The organism is Pseudomonas sp. NFACC16-2, from assembly GCF_900119205.1.
In the GTDB taxonomy this organism is placed as follows: Bacteria; Pseudomonadota; Gammaproteobacteria; order Pseudomonadales; family Pseudomonadaceae; genus Aquipseudomonas; species Aquipseudomonas fluorescens_Q.
In genome coordinates, this window is the sequence record NZ_FPIX01000008.1 from 97556 (window position 1) to 112429 (window position 14874).

Annotated in this window: 14 protein-coding genes and 2 pseudogenes; 11 read left to right on the top strand and 5 right to left on the bottom strand. The window is 58.9% G+C overall.

The genetic code is table 11. The features are described from left to right. Window positions 1-246: 246 nt before the first annotated feature. Complete coding sequence (gene ompR, locus BT116_RS09565; RefSeq protein WP_003196691.1) at window positions 247-987, top strand: osmolarity response regulator transcription factor OmpR; 741 nt, start codon at window positions 247-249, stop codon at window positions 985-987. A 114-nt stretch (window positions 988-1101) separates the two neighbouring features. Beyond that, window positions 1102-2415 (top strand): ATP-binding protein, encoded by a 1314-nt coding sequence (locus tag BT116_RS09570; protein WP_063323417.1) that lies wholly within the window; start codon window positions 1102-1104, stop codon window positions 2413-2415. Between the two features lie 70 nt (window positions 2416-2485). On the opposite strand, the gene rimK is transcribed toward BT116_RS09570, so the two are convergent. Further along, window positions 2486-3391: a 30S ribosomal protein S6--L-glutamate ligase gene (gene rimK, locus BT116_RS09575; RefSeq protein ID WP_003196697.1), complete on the bottom strand. Its 906-nt coding sequence runs from the start codon at window positions 3389-3391 to the stop codon at window positions 2486-2488. Further along, the gene (locus BT116_RS09580) at window positions 3388-3852 is read right to left on the bottom strand and encodes a retropepsin-like aspartic endopeptidase RimB (RefSeq protein ID WP_170845936.1); all 465 of its coding nucleotides are present in this window, start codon (window positions 3850-3852) and stop codon (window positions 3388-3390) included. The genes rimK and BT116_RS09580 overlap by 4 nt, the downstream gene beginning before the upstream one ends. A 254-nt stretch (window positions 3853-4106) precedes the next feature. Here BT116_RS09580 and BT116_RS09585 point away from each other — a divergent pair, with 254 nt between their 5' ends. From BT116_RS09585 to BT116_RS09600, 3 genes are all read left to right on the top strand, one after another. Next, window positions 4107-4511: an RNA-binding S4 domain-containing protein gene (locus BT116_RS09585; protein ID WP_072342873.1), complete on the top strand. Its 405-nt coding sequence runs from the start codon at window positions 4107-4109 to the stop codon at window positions 4509-4511. Window positions 4512-4808: 297 nt separating this feature from the next. Next, window positions 4809-5711: an Hsp33 family molecular chaperone HslO gene (gene hslO / locus BT116_RS09590; RefSeq protein WP_072342700.1), complete on the top strand. Its 903-nt coding sequence runs from the start codon at window positions 4809-4811 to the stop codon at window positions 5709-5711. 178 nt (window positions 5712-5889) lie between these two features. After that, a complete protein-coding gene (locus BT116_RS09600; protein ID WP_060739668.1) occupies window positions 5890-7434 on the top strand; it encodes a phosphoenolpyruvate carboxykinase in 1545 nt (514 codons plus the stop codon). 67 nt (window positions 7435-7501) lie between these two features. Here BT116_RS09600 and BT116_RS09605 read toward each other — a convergent pair whose 3' ends face one another. Further along, entirely contained in the window at window positions 7502-7855 is a 354-nt protein-coding gene (locus BT116_RS09605) for a DUF1493 family protein (RefSeq protein WP_072342702.1), read from the bottom strand. 181 nt (window positions 7856-8036) lie between these two features. Here BT116_RS09605 and BT116_RS09610 point away from each other — a divergent pair. From BT116_RS09610 to BT116_RS09630, 5 genes and pseudogenes are all read left to right on the top strand, one after another. After that, window positions 8037-9281 (top strand): annotated as a pseudogene (locus BT116_RS09610) (colicin E3/pyocin S6 family cytotoxin). A gap of 7 nt (window positions 9282-9288) precedes the next feature. Next, window positions 9289-9543 (top strand): colicin E3-like toxin immunity protein, encoded by a 255-nt coding sequence (locus tag BT116_RS09615; protein WP_072342725.1) that lies wholly within the window; start codon window positions 9289-9291, stop codon window positions 9541-9543. Window positions 9544-9788: 245 nt separating this feature from the next. Further along, window positions 9789-10025, top strand: a complete 237-nt coding sequence (locus tag BT116_RS09620; RefSeq protein ID WP_072342728.1) for a DUF7683 domain-containing protein — start codon at window positions 9789-9791, stop codon at window positions 10023-10025. A 79-nt stretch (window positions 10026-10104) separates the two neighbouring features. Continuing rightward, on the top strand, window positions 10105-10332 hold the full coding sequence (locus tag BT116_RS09625; RefSeq protein ID WP_072342731.1) for a hypothetical protein: 228 nt from the start codon (window positions 10105-10107) through the stop codon (window positions 10330-10332). Between the two features lie 13 nt (window positions 10333-10345). After that, window positions 10346-10741: pseudogene (locus BT116_RS09630) on the top strand (phosphoenolpyruvate carboxykinase (ATP)); the annotation flags it as partial. A gap of 263 nt (window positions 10742-11004) precedes the next feature. Here the strand turns inward: BT116_RS09630 and BT116_RS09635 are convergent. Together BT116_RS09635 and BT116_RS09640 are read right to left on the bottom strand one after the other, a co-directional pair. Further along, entirely contained in the window at window positions 11005-11271 is a 267-nt protein-coding gene (locus BT116_RS09635; protein WP_072342734.1) for a hypothetical protein, read from the bottom strand. Between the two features lie 313 nt (window positions 11272-11584). Beyond that, window positions 11585-12649: a S8 family peptidase gene (locus tag BT116_RS09640; RefSeq protein WP_072342737.1), complete on the bottom strand. Its 1065-nt coding sequence runs from the start codon at window positions 12647-12649 to the stop codon at window positions 11585-11587. A gap of 250 nt (window positions 12650-12899) precedes the next feature. Between BT116_RS09640 and BT116_RS09645 the strand changes: the two genes are divergently transcribed. Beyond that, window positions 12900-14828, top strand: coding sequence for a RecQ family ATP-dependent DNA helicase (locus BT116_RS09645; RefSeq protein WP_072342740.1), 1929 nt, complete (start codon window positions 12900-12902; stop codon window positions 14826-14828). The last annotated feature ends 46 nt before the right edge of the window (window positions 14829-14874 follow it).

Here is a 14874-nt window from a genome sequence, read left to right on the forward strand (position 1 = left end):
TGTTGACCCGCGAAATTCAAAAAGTTGCCTTGCCAAGGGGGAAAAAATGGCACGCCGGGTCACGATCCGGCATTCCCTGGCACAAAAGGCCGCGCATTATAACCAGCGTTCTGTCCTGAGGGGGGACAGGGTCTGTAGGCTTGATACCCGGATTTGTGGTGATAGAGGAAAAATCTGCTAACAATGCACACGGTGCGTATAACGGCAGCTAGGCCATAATGCGCGCCGAGATCAAAGGAGCTTCCTATGAGCAGCACTGCACAAACTGCTGAAGGCGAAAAAATTCTTATTGTTGACGACGATCCGGGGCTGAGCAGCTTGCTGGAACGCTTTTTCGTCAGCAAGGGCTACCGCGCCCGTACCGTACCGAACACCGAGCAAATGGATCGACTGCTGGCCCGTGAAGTTTTCAACCTGGTGGTGCTCGACCTGATGCTGCCCGGTGAAGACGGCCTGACCGCCTGCCGCCGCCTGCGCGGCGCCAACAACCAGATCCCGATCATCATGCTCACCGCCAAGGGCGACGAGCTGAGCCGTATCAAGGGCCTTGAACTGGGCGCGGACGATTACCTGGCCAAGCCGTTCAACCCCGACGAGCTGATGGCCCGCGTCAAGGCGGTGCTGCGTCGCCAGTCGGCGCCGGTGCCTGGCGCGCCGGGCAGCGAAGACGAAAGCGTGACCTTCGGCGACTACGAACTGTCCCTGGCCACCCGTGAGCTCAAGCGCGGCGATGAGGTCCACATGCTCACCACCGGCGAGTTCGCCGTGCTCAAGGCCCTGGTGATGAACGCCCGCCAGCCGCTGACCCGCGACAAGCTGATGAACCTGGCCCGTGGTCGTGAATGGGATGCGCTGGAGCGCTCCATTGACGTGCAGATTTCCCGTCTGCGCCGGATGATCGAACCCGATCCTTCCAAGCCGCGGTACATCCAGACCGTCTGGGGCGTGGGTTACGTGTTTGTACCGGATGGCGCCGCCAGCAAGTGATCGGCGATTTGTAGGAGCGGGTGGCCTGGCCGGTTGAAATGTCTTCTTCCAGGCGACTCGCGGTCTGTCATTGTGCGAGCATCGCTCGCTCCTGCAAGTGTGTAGCGGTTATTCATGAAAACCCCCGTTTGGTTCCCCCAGAGTTTCTTCTCCCGCACCCTCTGGCTGGTGCTGATCGTCGTGCTCTTCTCCAAGGCACTGACGCTGGTGTACCTGCTGATGAACGAAGACGTTCTCGTGGACCGGCAGTACAGCCACGGTGTTGCCTTGACCCTGCGGGCCTATTGGGCGGCGGACGAAACCAACCGGGCGAAAATTGCCGAGGCGGCGACACTGATCCGCGTCGTCGGTGCCGGTGTGCCGGAGGGCGAGCAGCATTGGCCCTACAGCGAGATCTATCAACGCCAGATGCAGGCCGAACTGGGCGCCGATACCGAGGTGCGATTGCGCATGCATTCGCCGCCAGCGCTGTGGGTGCGGGCCCCGAGCTTGGGGGATGGCTGGCTGAAAGTGCCGTTGTACCCGCATCCGCTGCGCGGCCAGAAAATCTGGAACGTGCTCGGCTGGTTCCTGGCCATCGGCCTGCTGTCGACGGCATCGGCGTGGATCTTCGTCAGCCAGCTCAACCAACCCTTGAAACGCCTGGTCTACGCCGCCCGCCAACTAGGCCAGGGGCGTAGCGTGCGGCTGCCCATCAGCGATACGCCCAGCGAGATGACCGAGGTCTACCGTGCCTTCAACCAGATGGCCGAGGATGTCGAACAGGCCGGGCGCGAGCGTGAGTTGATGCTCGCGGGTGTCTCCCATGACTTGCGTACGCCGCTGACCCGGCTGCGGTTGTCGCTGGAGTTGATGGGCGAGCACACCGACTTGACCGACGAGATGGTCCGCGACATCGAGGACATGGACGCGATTCTCGACCAGTTCCTGGCGTTCATTCGCGACGGTCGTGATGAGTCTGTGGAAGAGGTGGACCTCAGTGAATTGGTGCGGGAGGTGGCCGCGCCCTATAACCAGAACGACGAAAAAGTGCACCTGCGCCTGGAGCCGATCCAGCCCTTCCCCCTGCGCCGGGTGTCGATGAAGCGCTTGTTGAACAACCTGATTGGCAATGCGCTGAACCACGCTGGCACCGGCGTCGAAGTCGCGGCCTATGTCTCCGGTGACACCAGCGCGCCTTACGTGGTGCTGAGCGTCATGGACCGTGGCGCCGGCATCGATCCCTCTGAGCTGGAAGCCATTTTCAACCCGTTCACTCGCGGCGATCGCGCCCGGGGCGGGAAGGGTACTGGGTTGGGCCTGGCCATCGTCAAGCGCATCGCCTCGATGCACGGCGGCAACGTCGAACTGCGCAATCGCGCGGGCGGTGGGCTGGAAGCGCGGGTGCGGTTACCGTTGGGGCTGATGCTGCCAAGGGATGCGGTATAGGGGCAGCTGCAAGCCGCGAGCTTCAAGCTGCAAGTTGAACCGGCTTGGCTTGAAGCTTGAAGCTGCTCTTCTAACCCTTTCCTTTGGTCCGGGTCATGTTCGGCCCGCCATTCTTTTCCAGGTGTTCAATGATGATCCCTGCCACGTTCTTGCTTGTAGTGGTCTCGATACCTTCCAGGCCTGGCGAGGAGTTGACCTCCATCACCAGCGGCCCGTGATTGGAGCGCAGGATATCCACGCCGGCCACGGCCAGGCCCATGACTTTCGCGGCCCGCAGGGCGGTCATGCGTTCTTCCGGGGTGATCTTGATCAGGCTGGCACTGCCGCCGCGATGCAGGTTGGAGCGGAACTCTCCGGGTTTGGCCTGGCGTTTCATCGAGGCAATCACTTTATCGCCGACGACGAAGCAGCGAATGTCGGCGCCACCGGCTTCCTTGATGTATTCCTGGACCATGATGTTCTGCTTCAGGCCCATGAACGCCTCGATCACCGACTCCGCCGCGGTCGCGGTTTCACACAGGACCACGCCGATGCCCTGGGTGCCTTCCAGCACCTTGATCACCAGCGGTGCGCCGTTGACCATCGCGATCAGGTCGGGAATGTCGTCGGGGGAGTGGGCAAAACCGGTGACCGGCAGGCCGATCCCGCGTCGTGACAGCAGTTGCAGCGAGCGCAGCTTGTCCCGGGAGCGGGCGATGGCCACCGACTCGTTGAGGGGAAACACCCCCATCATTTCGAACTGGCGCAACACGGCGCAGCCATAGAACGTCACCGATGCGCCGATGCGCGGGATCACCGCGTCGAACCCTTCCAGCGGCTTGCCGCGGTAGTGGATCTGAGGCTTGTGGCTGGCGATGTTCATGTAGGCGCGCAGGGTATCGATCACCACCATTTCATGGCCTCGTTCGGTCCCGGCTTCAACCAGACGACGAGTGGAATACAGACGCGGATTACGCGACAGCACAGCGATCTTCATGCAACACCTGTGGCAGAGGTAGTGGACACCGGGAATGCCGGCTTGTCTTGAACGTATTTGATACCCGGATTGACCACCAGTTGGCCGTCGATCAAGGCTTTGGAACCCAGTAACAGGCGGTATCGCATGGACTTGCGGCAGGCAAGGGTGAACTCGACCCGCCAGATCCGATCACCCAGTGCCAACGTGGTGCTGATCACGTAGCGGACCTGAGCGTGGCCGTTGGAGCTTTTTATTGTCTTGCGGGCCACCAGCGGGGCTTCGCAGCGGCGATGGCGCAATTGCACGACCGTACCGAGGTGGGCAGTGAAGCGCACCCACTTTTCGCCATCGCGCTCGAATGGCTCGATGTCTGTGGCATGCAGGCTGGAGGTGCTGGCGCCGGTGTCGATTTTTGCCCGCAGGCCCACGACTCCCAGATCCGGGAGCGCCACCCACTCGCGCAGACCGACAACGGTCAAATGGTCAAAAGTCTTCAATAAAAAAACCTGCGATCAGTACATCGGATCGTGGACTCCGCGAATCGCGGTATTCACGCAGAATAATCACAAAATGGCGACAGTTATCTACGCGCTTGTTTGTGCTTGTAACCGATTTCTAGCCAAGCCATGCATGTGGAGGCGATTTGGCGGACATTCTATCCGTCGGCCCGGATTCGTGCGCTCGACAAAAACGGTAGTACAGTTCCGGCTATTGGCAGAAAAGAGGAATGGCAGTGGCACAAAAAAAGGAAGAGGACGACAAGGTCCGTCTCGATAAATGGTTGTGGGCGGCGCGATTCTACAAGACGCGGGCCCTGGCCAAGACCGCCATCGAAAGCGGCAAGGTTCATCACCGCGGAGAACGTTGCAAGCCGGGCAAGGAGCCACGCGTTGGCGATGAATTTGTCATTCGCACCGGCTTCGATGAAAAGACCGTGGTGGTCGAAGCTTTGTCGATCGTGCGTCGCGGCGCACCTGAAGCGCAGGCGCTGTATCGTGAGACCGAAGCCAGCATCGCCAAGCGCGAAGCCGCCGCCGCGCAACGCAAGGCCGGCGCCCTGGGGGTCAGCACTGACGGCAAACCGAGCAAGAAGCAGCGTCGGGACCTGTTCAAGTTTCATGGCAGCAATAACGAGTAGACGCGCAGGCCTGGCTGCCTGTCAGTCAGGCGATTGTGGCGAGGGGATTTATCCCCGCTGGGCTGCGTAGCAGCCCCAACCAAACATATGGCGCACAGGTGCGAGGGTGCATGTTCAAAGGGCTGCTGCGCAGCCAGCGGGGATAAATCCCCTCGCCACAGGTTCCAGTGGGATTTGTCCATGGGGTTAAGCCATGCGGATCTTCCCGTCAGGCAAACCCAAGCCTTGCTTGGAACCCACCGGCAATGCCCATAAAATGCCCGCCATCATTTGTCATCACCTCAGATACCAGACCCTATGACTGATTTACCGGATACCGACTACACCCAACGTTTCATCTTCGATGACAGCGACGCCCGTGGCGAGCTGGTGGCGTTGGAGCGTAGCTACGCCGAAGTCCTCGCCAAGCACCCCTATCCGGAGCCGGTCGCACAACTGCTCGGCGAGCTGATGGCGGCTGCGGCGTTGCTGGTGGGCACCTTGAAGTTCGATGGCTTGCTGATTCTCCAGGCGCGTTCCGAAGGTCCGGTCCCGCTGCTGATGATCGAGTGCTCTAGCGAGCGCGAGATCCGCGGCCTGGCCCGTTATCACGCCGAGCAGATCGCGCCCGACGCGACCCTGGCCGACATGATGCCCAACGGCGTGCTGGCCCTGACGGTGGACCCTACCCATGGCAAGCGCTACCAGGGCATCGTCGACCTCGACGGCGCGACCCTGGCTGAATGCTTCACCAACTACTTCGTCATGTCCCAGCAGACCAATACCCGCTTCTGGCTCTACGCCGACGGGCGGCGCGCGCGCGGTCTGCTGTTGCAACAACTGCCTGCCGATCGCCTGCGCGACCCGGAAGAACGCGACGCCAGTTGGCAGCACGTCACCGCTCTGGCCAGCACCCTGAGCGCCGATGAGCTGTTGAGCCTGGACAACGAAACCGTGCTGCATCGCCTCTATCACGAGGAGCAGGTACGCTTGTTCGACGGACAGCCGTTGCGCTTCCAATGCAGCTGCTCTCGTGAACGTTCTGCCAATGCGCTGGTCAGTCTGGGTCTGGAAGATGCGCAGCAACTGGTGATCGAGCATGGCGGTGCCATCGAGATCGATTGCCAGTTTTGCAACGAGCGCTACCTGTTCGACGCGGCGGATATTGCACAATTGTTTGCCGGTGCGGGTGTCGACACACCGTCAGATACTCGTCACTAAAACGGTTCAGCGCAGGTAAATCTCCTGGCAAACGCCGGATTTACGCCGTACTGACGGGAGGGCCCTACTCTTTTTGGGGTTTTCTGGCATAATCCGGCCCACTTTTTTCGGGTAGTAGTGCGCGACTTCCTACTACAAAACGTTTGGAGCACTCGGCCACGGGCCGACGGGGAATCTCATGACGCAAGCCAATAACGCCGTGTACACCGATCTGAGTGTCGATGATCTGGTCAAAGAAGCCCTGAATCGCGGTGAAGGCGAGCTTGCCGATACTGGCGCGCTGGTTGTTCGTACCGGTCATCGTACCGGTCGCTCGCCAGTCGACCGTTTCATCGTGGAAGAGCCAACCACCCAGGACGCCATCGCCTGGGGCCCGATCAACCGCAAGTTCCCGGCCGACAAGTTCGATGCCTTGTGGAACCGCGTTGAAGCCTACCTGGGCGAGCGCGAGCGTTTTGTCTCCCATGTGCATGTAGGTTCCGATCCTGCGCACTACCTGCCGGTCAAGATGACCACCGAGACGGCCTGGCACAACCTGTTCGGTCGCTGCCTGTTCATCAACCCCGAGCAGTACAACGCCGGTGGCAAGGACGAGTGGCAGATCCTCAACGCGCCGAACTTCGTCTGCGAGCCTGAGCGCGACGGCACCAACTCCGACGGTACCGTGATCATCAATTTCGCGGCCAAGAAAGTGCTGATCGCCGGCATGCGTTACGCCGGAGAGATGAAAAAAGCCCTGTTCTCCGTGCAGAACTTCCTGCTTCCAGCGGTCGACGTGCTGCCGATGCACTGCGCTGCCAACATGGGCGAAGAGGGCGACGTGACCCTGTTCTTCGGTCTGTCGGGCACTGGCAAGACCACCCTGTCTGCCGATGAAAGCCGCTACCTGATCGGTGACGACGAGCACGGCTGGGGCGTGGGCGTGGTCTTCAACATCGAAGGCGGTTGCTACGCCAAGTGCATCGACCTGTCCGAGAAGAACGAGCCGGTTATCTGGAAAGCCATCCAGCACGGCGCCGTGCTGGAAAACGTCGTCCTGGACCCAGTCACCAAGAAAGCCGACTACGCCGACGACAGCCTGACCCAGAACAGCCGCGCCGCCTACCCGCGTGAACTGATCGAAAAACGCGCACCGAAAAACCTCGGTGGCGAGCCAAACGCCGTCATCTTCCTGACCTGCGACCTGACCGGCGTACTGCCACCGGTGTCGATCCTCAGCGAAGAACAAGCCGCCTACCACTTCCTGTCCGGCTACACCGCACTGGTGGGCTCGACCGAAATGGGTTCGGGCAGCGGCATCAAGTCGACCTTCTCCACTTGCTTCGGCGCGCCGTTCTTCCCGCGTCCGGCCGGTGAGTACGCTGAGCTGCTGATCAAGCGTATCCGCGGCTTCGGCTCCAAGGTCTACCTGGTCAACACTGGCTGGACTGGCGGCGGCTATGGCGTCGGCAAGCGCTTCAACATCCCGACCACCCGTGCGGTGATCGCGGCGATCCAGAGCGGCGCGCTGATCGGTGCTGAAACCGAACACCTGGACATCATCAACCTGGACGTGCCGCTGGCTGTTCCGGGCGTCGAGACTGGCCTGTTGAACCCACGCAACACCTGGGCCGACAAAGCTGCCTACGACGAAGCGGCCAAGGCCTTGGCCGGGTTGTTCACCGAGAACTTCAAGAAGTTCGACGTGAGCGACGCGATCAAGGCTGCTGGTCCGCAGCTGTAAGGCTCGGTTAGCTGATGAAAAAGCCGCCCTCTTCAGGGCGGCTTTTTTGTGGGCGCTGTCTTACCAGCTAGGCGTTTTCCACTTCCTGTGTATCCCATCGTTGTGCCTTGATGGCCTTGTAGAGCATGCCGATGGTCAACGGCATCTTGTTGCCACGGCCCTTGGCCCTGCGCTTTTGAAACACGTCAAAACCTTCCGGCTGGAAGTAGCGGTAAGCGTCATAGTCGACGAGATCGATGGCGAACCGCTCCTCCAAGGCTTCCATCAACTGCCGGGCATCCGCGCCATCGCAGCCCAGATCGAAATTGATTGCCGTGCCCAGGCGAATGGTCTTGCGCTCGGGCAGGCCGATTTCTTCGTGGAGCAGTTCCATGAGTTGGCGCATGACTGGGTCGTCGGGGAAGTCTGGCGCGAGATGCATGTCGAAGTGTCCGGGCTGAAAGGGTATGTCTATCTAGGGGAAAGTTTAGGGTGAAATTGTTGCCCATTGGAAAAAGAAGAAAAGTCTCACAACAGTCTCGGAACCGTCTGGTAAGGGATCTTTTGGTCGCTCGGTATGGTTTGCCGCGCCCTTCAATGGGGTGACCAATTAAGGACGAAGAATGACGAAAGGGAAAGCCGACGTTCCGCAGGTCTGGGAGCACCATGGCGGCGATTGGGGTTACAGGGTGCTGCGGGACATGACCCCAGCGAGCTGGCGAAGAGAAACGCGGATTACCAGGCTTATGAGGACATGCTCGCCAGGCAAGAGGCGTACATGAGGGAGCGCCTGGCGCAAATATGTGAGGAGCGACTTCCGGCGGTGAAGGGCTGCGTATTTGCCAAGTCCTGCAAACTACCCCCGTCAGTTATCGACTACCAAAACCCGGCGGGATACATCCCCACGGAGCTCCTGAAAGAGTACGGCGCGATGACCCTGTTGGGCGGGCGTCAGGTCGACGAATCGGGGCTCCTGCCGCTGAAGAAAATCAGCGGCGCGTTGCCGGCGAGCTTCGGTACGTTGGCCTTGGGTGGGGCGGCAGTGACCTCCCTGGGCTCGGGCGCCGCTGCCGCTGCCGGCGCGATCACCGCCCCGGTGGCCGCAGGTGTACTGGTGGGGCTGGTGGGGTTATTGGCACCCACGAACCTCGGCGACGGTTCGTTGTATACCGAAGAGCAACTGCGCTCCCTGGAGCAGGCTCGCACCCGGGTTCGATTGCATATCGAAACCCAGACCGATGGAACACTCAAGGGGTACGGCTACAACACCCAGGCGCGACGTGACTGGGAAATGATTCCGGTGGTGACGTTCCAGGTTCGCGGCGACCTCTATGTGGCGGACTTTGGCGATGGAGTTGATCTGGACGCCGGCGGTTGATCCCTCCGCAACGTTGGGTATCCCGGCTCTAGAGGCTGCGCCACAGGCTCCGCACATCTGGATTTTCCCGCCGACGCCGGCGGCGGACAGCATCATCGTCAACCCGATTTATCCGCCGGAGTACAAAGATTTCATTCTTGTGTTTCCGGCGGATTCTGGGGTTCGACCGCTATACATAGTTTTTAGTCTTCGTCGTAAAGGTTTGGCAGAGCCAGGGCATGATTACCATCCGGCACCAAAAACACATGAGATGACGGGTTTTACTGACCTTGCCGAAGTTAAATCGAAGACTCCTCGTCAAGGCGGTGGTGGTTTTCGAGAACGCTGGACGGACGCTAAGGGCAGGAGAATTTATGAGTGGGATTCCAGGCATGCAGAGTTAGAGGTATATCGCACGAGCGATGGTAGCCATTTGGGTTCATTTGATCACCTTACGGGTGAGCAGATGAAAGGGCCAAATCCTAAACGTAACATTAAGAAATTTCTTTGAGGATAGTATGGGATTAAAGATTAGATTGAGATGGTTTGATAAAAAAACAGAGTTTTTAATTGAAAAGGAATACTCCAAGGACTTTGGAGACGATTTTGTGGTTCTTGAAGAACTGGGGGTTTCGATTGAGCAAGACATCAATAATGGAAACTTTGATGTGGGCGCTAAATGGATCGGTACATTGCAGCCGCATTTCGAGCATGCTTTGGATTTGTCGAGGTATGACTATCAAGTCTCCTTTGATTATCGGGATGTTTGGTGAGCTTGAACTTTTCTCTCTGAGTTTCTGCAGGTGAGTATCGCAGAGACGCACGCTCAATGGATATAACATGGGGCTAGAGGTTAGATTTAGAGGGTTCGAGCATTTGGATTTGTCCAGGTGTGACTACCGGGTGTCTTTTGACTATCGAAAAATTGAGCAAGTGTAGATTCGGCCCCGCTCAATATGACTGATGCCTCATATCGGTAAAAAACCAAACCCGCAGATAAAACCAGGAGCGTCGAGCCGTGATCTACTCAGTTGAAGCTTTCGACAAGAGAACTGGATTTCTCGTTTTTGAAGAGAAGGTGCCTGAGGATTATGACGGGGTTCTAAAAGAGATTATGGGGTGGGTTGCCGATCAGCAAGGATGGGAGGGCTATGATCTAACAAGGTCGCAGCTTGAGGCGTTAGAAACGATATTGGGGAAAAATATTTACGATCCAGCCTATGTTTTCCAAATCAGCTGTAGTGACCACAATTAGCAGGTCACGATAGCCGTGAGTTTAATCACGTTACGGGTCAGCAAACAAAAAGTGCAGATAAGACAAGGGAGGTAGAACCATGAGTTTTGGGGTGTTAGGTTTTTACCCGGGTAAGGATGAATTGGTATTTGAGCAGAGCATCAGCTTATCGGTGGCGGACTTGAAGCCCGTAATGCAATGGCTAGACGGAAATGACCACATTGGTGCGGACTTCAGGCTTTCTACAAAACAGGTACTTGAAATTGAACGGTTGACGTTATTGGCTTTTCCCAGAGGACTGGATCTTTACTTAACGTCTTATGGCTGATTGCGAAACTAAATGCTTCGGCGCGCCGTTCTTCACGCGTCCAGCGGGCGAATACGCGGAACTGCTGATCAAGTGTATCCGCAGCTTCGGCTCCAAGGTCAACACCGGTTGGACCGGCGGCGGCTATGGCGTCGGCAAGCGCTTCAACATCCCGACCACCCGTGCGGTGATCGCGGCGATCCAGAGCGGCGCGCTGATCGGTGCAAGAACCGAACACTTGGACATCATCAACCTGGACGTGCCGCTGGCTGGTCCAGGTGTTGATACGGGCCTGTTGAACCCACGCAACACCTAGGTCGACAAGGCTGCGTACGACGAAGCTGCCAAGGCGTTGGCCCGGTTATTCACCGAGAACTTCAAGAAGTTCGATGTGAGCGATGCGATCGAGGCTGCTGGGCCGCAGCTGTAAGGCTCGGTTAGCGAATGAAAAACCGCCCTTCGAGGGTAATGCTGTTCACTTAAGGCCATCGATAAACCCGTGGCGAGGGAGCTTGCTCCCGCTGGGCTGCGAAGCGGCCCTTAAACCTGACAAATGCGCAGCATCAGACACACCGCACCCGCCGGTTTACGACTGCTTCGCAGCCGAGCGGGAGCAAGCTCCCTCGCCACAGGTCCATCATTTTCTTAAGTGAACAGCATTACCCTTCGAGGGCGTTTTTTATGGACGGCTAATTAACGCAACCGCTGCCGCACAACCTCCAGCAACTCGCTGCCATCTTGAGTCAGCAGATAAAGCGCATGAACGATGTTGGGAATGTCTTTCACATCGGCGTGTTTGAAGCAGAGGCAGTGAAGGGTTTCGAGCAGGTCGCTGGACGCGCGGATTCGTTGGGCAGCGGCGTCGCAGAGGTCGTGGAGGTTGGCCTCGGTGTCGATGGCCAGAATCGGTGTGCTGTTGAGTCGCTGGTATCGATCGATGGGCGGATTATCCGTGTGCATTTGAGCCCTCTTCAGTACGATTTTCAATCGCGCCGAAAACTATAGGGGGCTCCTTCCAGGCACCGCAATAGGACCTGAAAGGACAGCTTGTGTAGGACGTTTACCAGCGTCTGACGCTTGGATGAAATGCTTGCTCCAGGGCTAGCTAACCCGTCTTCATTTCCCATTCACTGTCTGACTGATCCTACAAACTCGCTGTAGGGACGGCTTAGGATGCGGCAGGCCATTTCCGACAGGCTAGTCATCTCGCCGTTACAAGAGCTGATGAAAAACCCAGTGGTGGAAGCGAGTTCCACGTCGATGGTGCAGTATTTTAATCCGCCATGGGGGTGGGGACTCGTCGTGAGGCCGCCTCAAGGTCCATCAACCCCCGGCCATAGGCCTCACTGTTGGCATAGGTGCCCGTGCGGTTGGCTGTCGCCAGCAGATGCTCGCGTACCTGCTGCGGGCTGAGTTGCGGGTAGAGGCTCTGCAGCGCAGCCAGTGCGCCGCTGACCAAGGCTGCGGCTGGAGACGTGCCGGCGGTTTGCACGTAACGACCCTCCTTGCCCACCGTGAGCAAGCCTGCCTGCGCCCCGGAGTCGCCGCCAGGTACGGCGATGCACCAGGCGGCTGCAACGCCGCAATAGTTGGATTTGCCATTGATCGCGCTGCCGTCGTTTTTCAGCGCAACCACCGCGAGCCACCCTTTTTCCAGTTCAGGCAAGGTCACCGGCAGCCCCGGTTCGGCCAAAGGCTCACGCTTGAGTTCGTTACCTGTCGGGAAGACGAACACGGCGCCGTCCGCGACCAGTCTTCGAGCAACGGCCAGGGAGTCGGGCATGACCTGGTTGTAACGCGCCTCATTGATTTCGGTGGCGGGGATGGCGTTGGCCCACGAGTTGTTGAACAGGCGGGCGCCCTTGTCGAAGCCGCTTTGCCAGGATTGTGCGATTTCGCTGTCGAAGAAAAACGGCTCGTTGTCGTCGCCGAAACGAAAGGGGATCAACCGAGCATTGAACGCGATGCCATGCATGCCCTGGTCGTCTTTGTTGGCGGCGAGTATGCCGGCCATTTGCGTACCGTGGCCGATGCGGTCAATCGTGCCTGGACGGTTTTCGACGTAATCGAATCCGGGATCGCTCAGCCGGCCTTCGAACTCCTTCAGGTGGGTGTCGAGCCCCGAATCGATCAATGCGACCACCACATCCTGTCCGGTGCCGCCACGGGCGTATAACGCCGAAGCCTTGACGACGGCAAGGCCCCGCTGAGCGTGATACTCCGGTGTTTCGAACACGGCCGGTTCCACGCCGGAGGGTTCAGCGATGGTCAGGCAGCCGACCAGCAGTGAAGCGGATGCTATCGCCAGGGCGCGTAGCACGGGAAACAGGTGTGGCATGGTTCGATCCTTGAATAGAGTCTTGAGCGTCAGGCTTCCTGGCCTTGCTCATGAGTTGACGGCGCACCTTAACCCGCAAACGGAGGGGGAACGAGGCATCAAAGTGCCCGGATTTGTATCACCTCGTGGCAAAGCAATCGGACGTTGAGGCTGTATCATCCGGTATCGTTTTTTACCCCGACCTTTTCTCGACGCGCTGCGCTGTACCGCTAGGCTTTGGGTCTCGCAGCAGTCAAAGGAGCGACCGCTTATGCACAGCACCCTGGAACAGGTTTTCGGTTATCCACAGTTTCGCCCCGGTCAGGAAACGGCCATCAGCGCAGTCCTGGCCGGTCGGTCGGCGGCGGCCATTTTTCCCACCGGTTCCGGCAAGTCCCTGTGTTATCAGTTGCCAGCCCTGCTGTTGCCGCACCTGACCCTGGTGGTTTCACCATTGCTGGCGCTGATGCAGGATCAGTTGGCGTTCCTGCAACGCCACGGCATCGCGTCGGCCAGTATCGATTCGGCCCAGAGCCGTGACGACGCCAACGACGCCATGGCGCGGGCCCGTTCGAGCGAGTTGAAGATCCTGATGATTTCCGTGGAGCGGCTGAAGAACGAGCGCTTTCGCAACTTTCTGCAGCAGGTGCCGATCTCGTTGCTGGTGGTGGACGAGGCCCACTGTATTTCAGAGTGGGGGCATAACTTTCGTCCGGACTACCTCAAGCTTCCCGATTATCAGCGCCAGTTCCACATTCCCCAAGTGTTGCTGTTGACGGCCACCGCGACACCCAAGGTCATCGTCGACATGCAGGCGAAGTTCGCCATCGCCGCCGAGGATGTGGTGACGACCGGTTTCTATCGGCCCAACCTCAACTTGCTGGTCGAACCCGTGCGCGGTGCGCACAAGCGCGCACGGTTGGTGCAATGGCTGGGCGAACGTCCCGGGCAACCGAGCATCGTCTACGTCACCTTGCAGCGAACCGCCGAGCAGATCGCCGAACACCTGACCCAGCACGGCATCGGGGCCGAGGCCTATCACGCCGGTTTGCCCCACGAACAACGCGAAGCCATCCAGCGGCGGTTCATGGGCGGGCAGTCCAATTGCATCGTCGCGACCATTGCGTTCGGCATGGGCATCGACAAGAGCGATATCCGCAACGTGGTGCATTTCGACTTGCCCAAATCCATCGAAAACTACAGTCAGGAGATTGGCCGGGCCGGGCGGGACGGGCAACCGTCCGATTGCCTGGTACTGGCCAACCGCGACAGCCTCAACGTGCTGGAGAACTTTGTCTATGGCGATACTCCTGAGTTGGAGGGCATTCGTTGTGTGCTCGATGAGCTGAAGGCCGCCGCGCCCGATGGGCAATGGGAGTTTTTGCTGGGCCCCCTGGCGGACCAGAGCAACATCCGGCAATTGCCGCTCAAGACGCTGCTGGTCCAGCTGGAACTGCGCCGGCTGATCGCGCCGCGTTATGCCTATTTCGCGGAGTACCGCTTCAAGTTCCTGACTGAGCCACAAGAATTGCTGGAGCGCTTCGAAGGCGAGCGAAGGGATTTCGTCTCGGCCATCATCCAGACCTCCAGTCGCGCCCGGACCTGGGCCACGGTGAATTTCGACGGGATGTACCAGCAGTATCACGCTGAACGCAGTCGCGTGGTCAAGGCACTGGATTACTTCCAGGAGAAGGGCTGGATCGAGCTGGAAAGCAAGCAGATGACCGAGGTGTACAGCGTGCTGGAGACGAATATGGATACGCAGGTCTTGGGCGCCGAACTGCATGCTTATTTCACCCGGCATGAACGCGGTGAAATCGCGCGGATCCATGCCATGCTCGAGTTGTTCGCCACCGACCGTTGCCTCGGTTATCGATTGGCGCAGTATTTCGGCGATGACAACGCGCCGCAGCAGTGCGGTCATTGCTCGGTGTGCCACGGACAGGTCGCTCAATTGCCGGAACCGCCGTCGTTGCCGGCACTTGTGGATAAAAACTTCGAGACGCTGTGCGGTGACTTTATCCACAGGCATGAGGAGCACACCGGCAACCCACCTTCCGCCGAGCGCTTGACCCGGTTTCTGTGCGGGATCAGCGTGCCGTTGTTCACCCGGTTGAAGGCGCGAAAGATCCGTGGATATGCCGCACTGGAGGAGTATCCGTACGCAGAGGTTCGCCATTGGGCTCAAGTGCACCTGTGAACTGCATCCATCCGCTGAATGCCTTGCATCACACGAATAAATTTCA

Coding starts and splice junctions, on each gene's coding strand:
- BT116_RS09570 (WP_063323417.1), top strand. CDS start 1,102: ATGAAAACCCCCGTTTGGTTCCCCCAGAGTTTCTTCTCCCGCACCCTC.
- hslO (WP_072342700.1), top strand. CDS start 4,809: ATGACTGATTTACCGGATACCGACTACACCCAACGTTTCATCTTCGAT.
- BT116_RS09635 (WP_072342734.1), bottom strand. CDS start 11,271: ATGCACACGGATAATCCGCCCATCGATCGATACCAGCGACTCAACAGC.
- BT116_RS09600 (WP_060739668.1), top strand. CDS start 5,890: ATGACGCAAGCCAATAACGCCGTGTACACCGATCTGAGTGTCGATGAT.
- BT116_RS09615 (WP_072342725.1), top strand. CDS start 9,289: ATGGGATTAAAGATTAGATTGAGATGGTTTGATAAAAAAACAGAGTTT.
- BT116_RS09625 (WP_072342731.1), top strand. CDS start 10,105: ATGAGTTTTGGGGTGTTAGGTTTTTACCCGGGTAAGGATGAATTGGTA.
- BT116_RS09645 (WP_072342740.1), top strand. CDS start 12,900: ATGCACAGCACCCTGGAACAGGTTTTCGGTTATCCACAGTTTCGCCCC.
- BT116_RS09640 (WP_072342737.1), bottom strand. CDS start 12,649: ATGCCACACCTGTTTCCCGTGCTACGCGCCCTGGCGATAGCATCCGCT.
- ompR (WP_003196691.1), top strand. CDS start 247: ATGAGCAGCACTGCACAAACTGCTGAAGGCGAAAAAATTCTTATTGTT.
- rimK (WP_003196697.1), bottom strand. CDS start 3,391: ATGAAGATCGCTGTGCTGTCGCGTAATCCGCGTCTGTATTCCACTCGT.
- BT116_RS09605 (WP_072342702.1), bottom strand. CDS start 7,855: ATGCATCTCGCGCCAGACTTCCCCGACGACCCAGTCATGCGCCAACTC.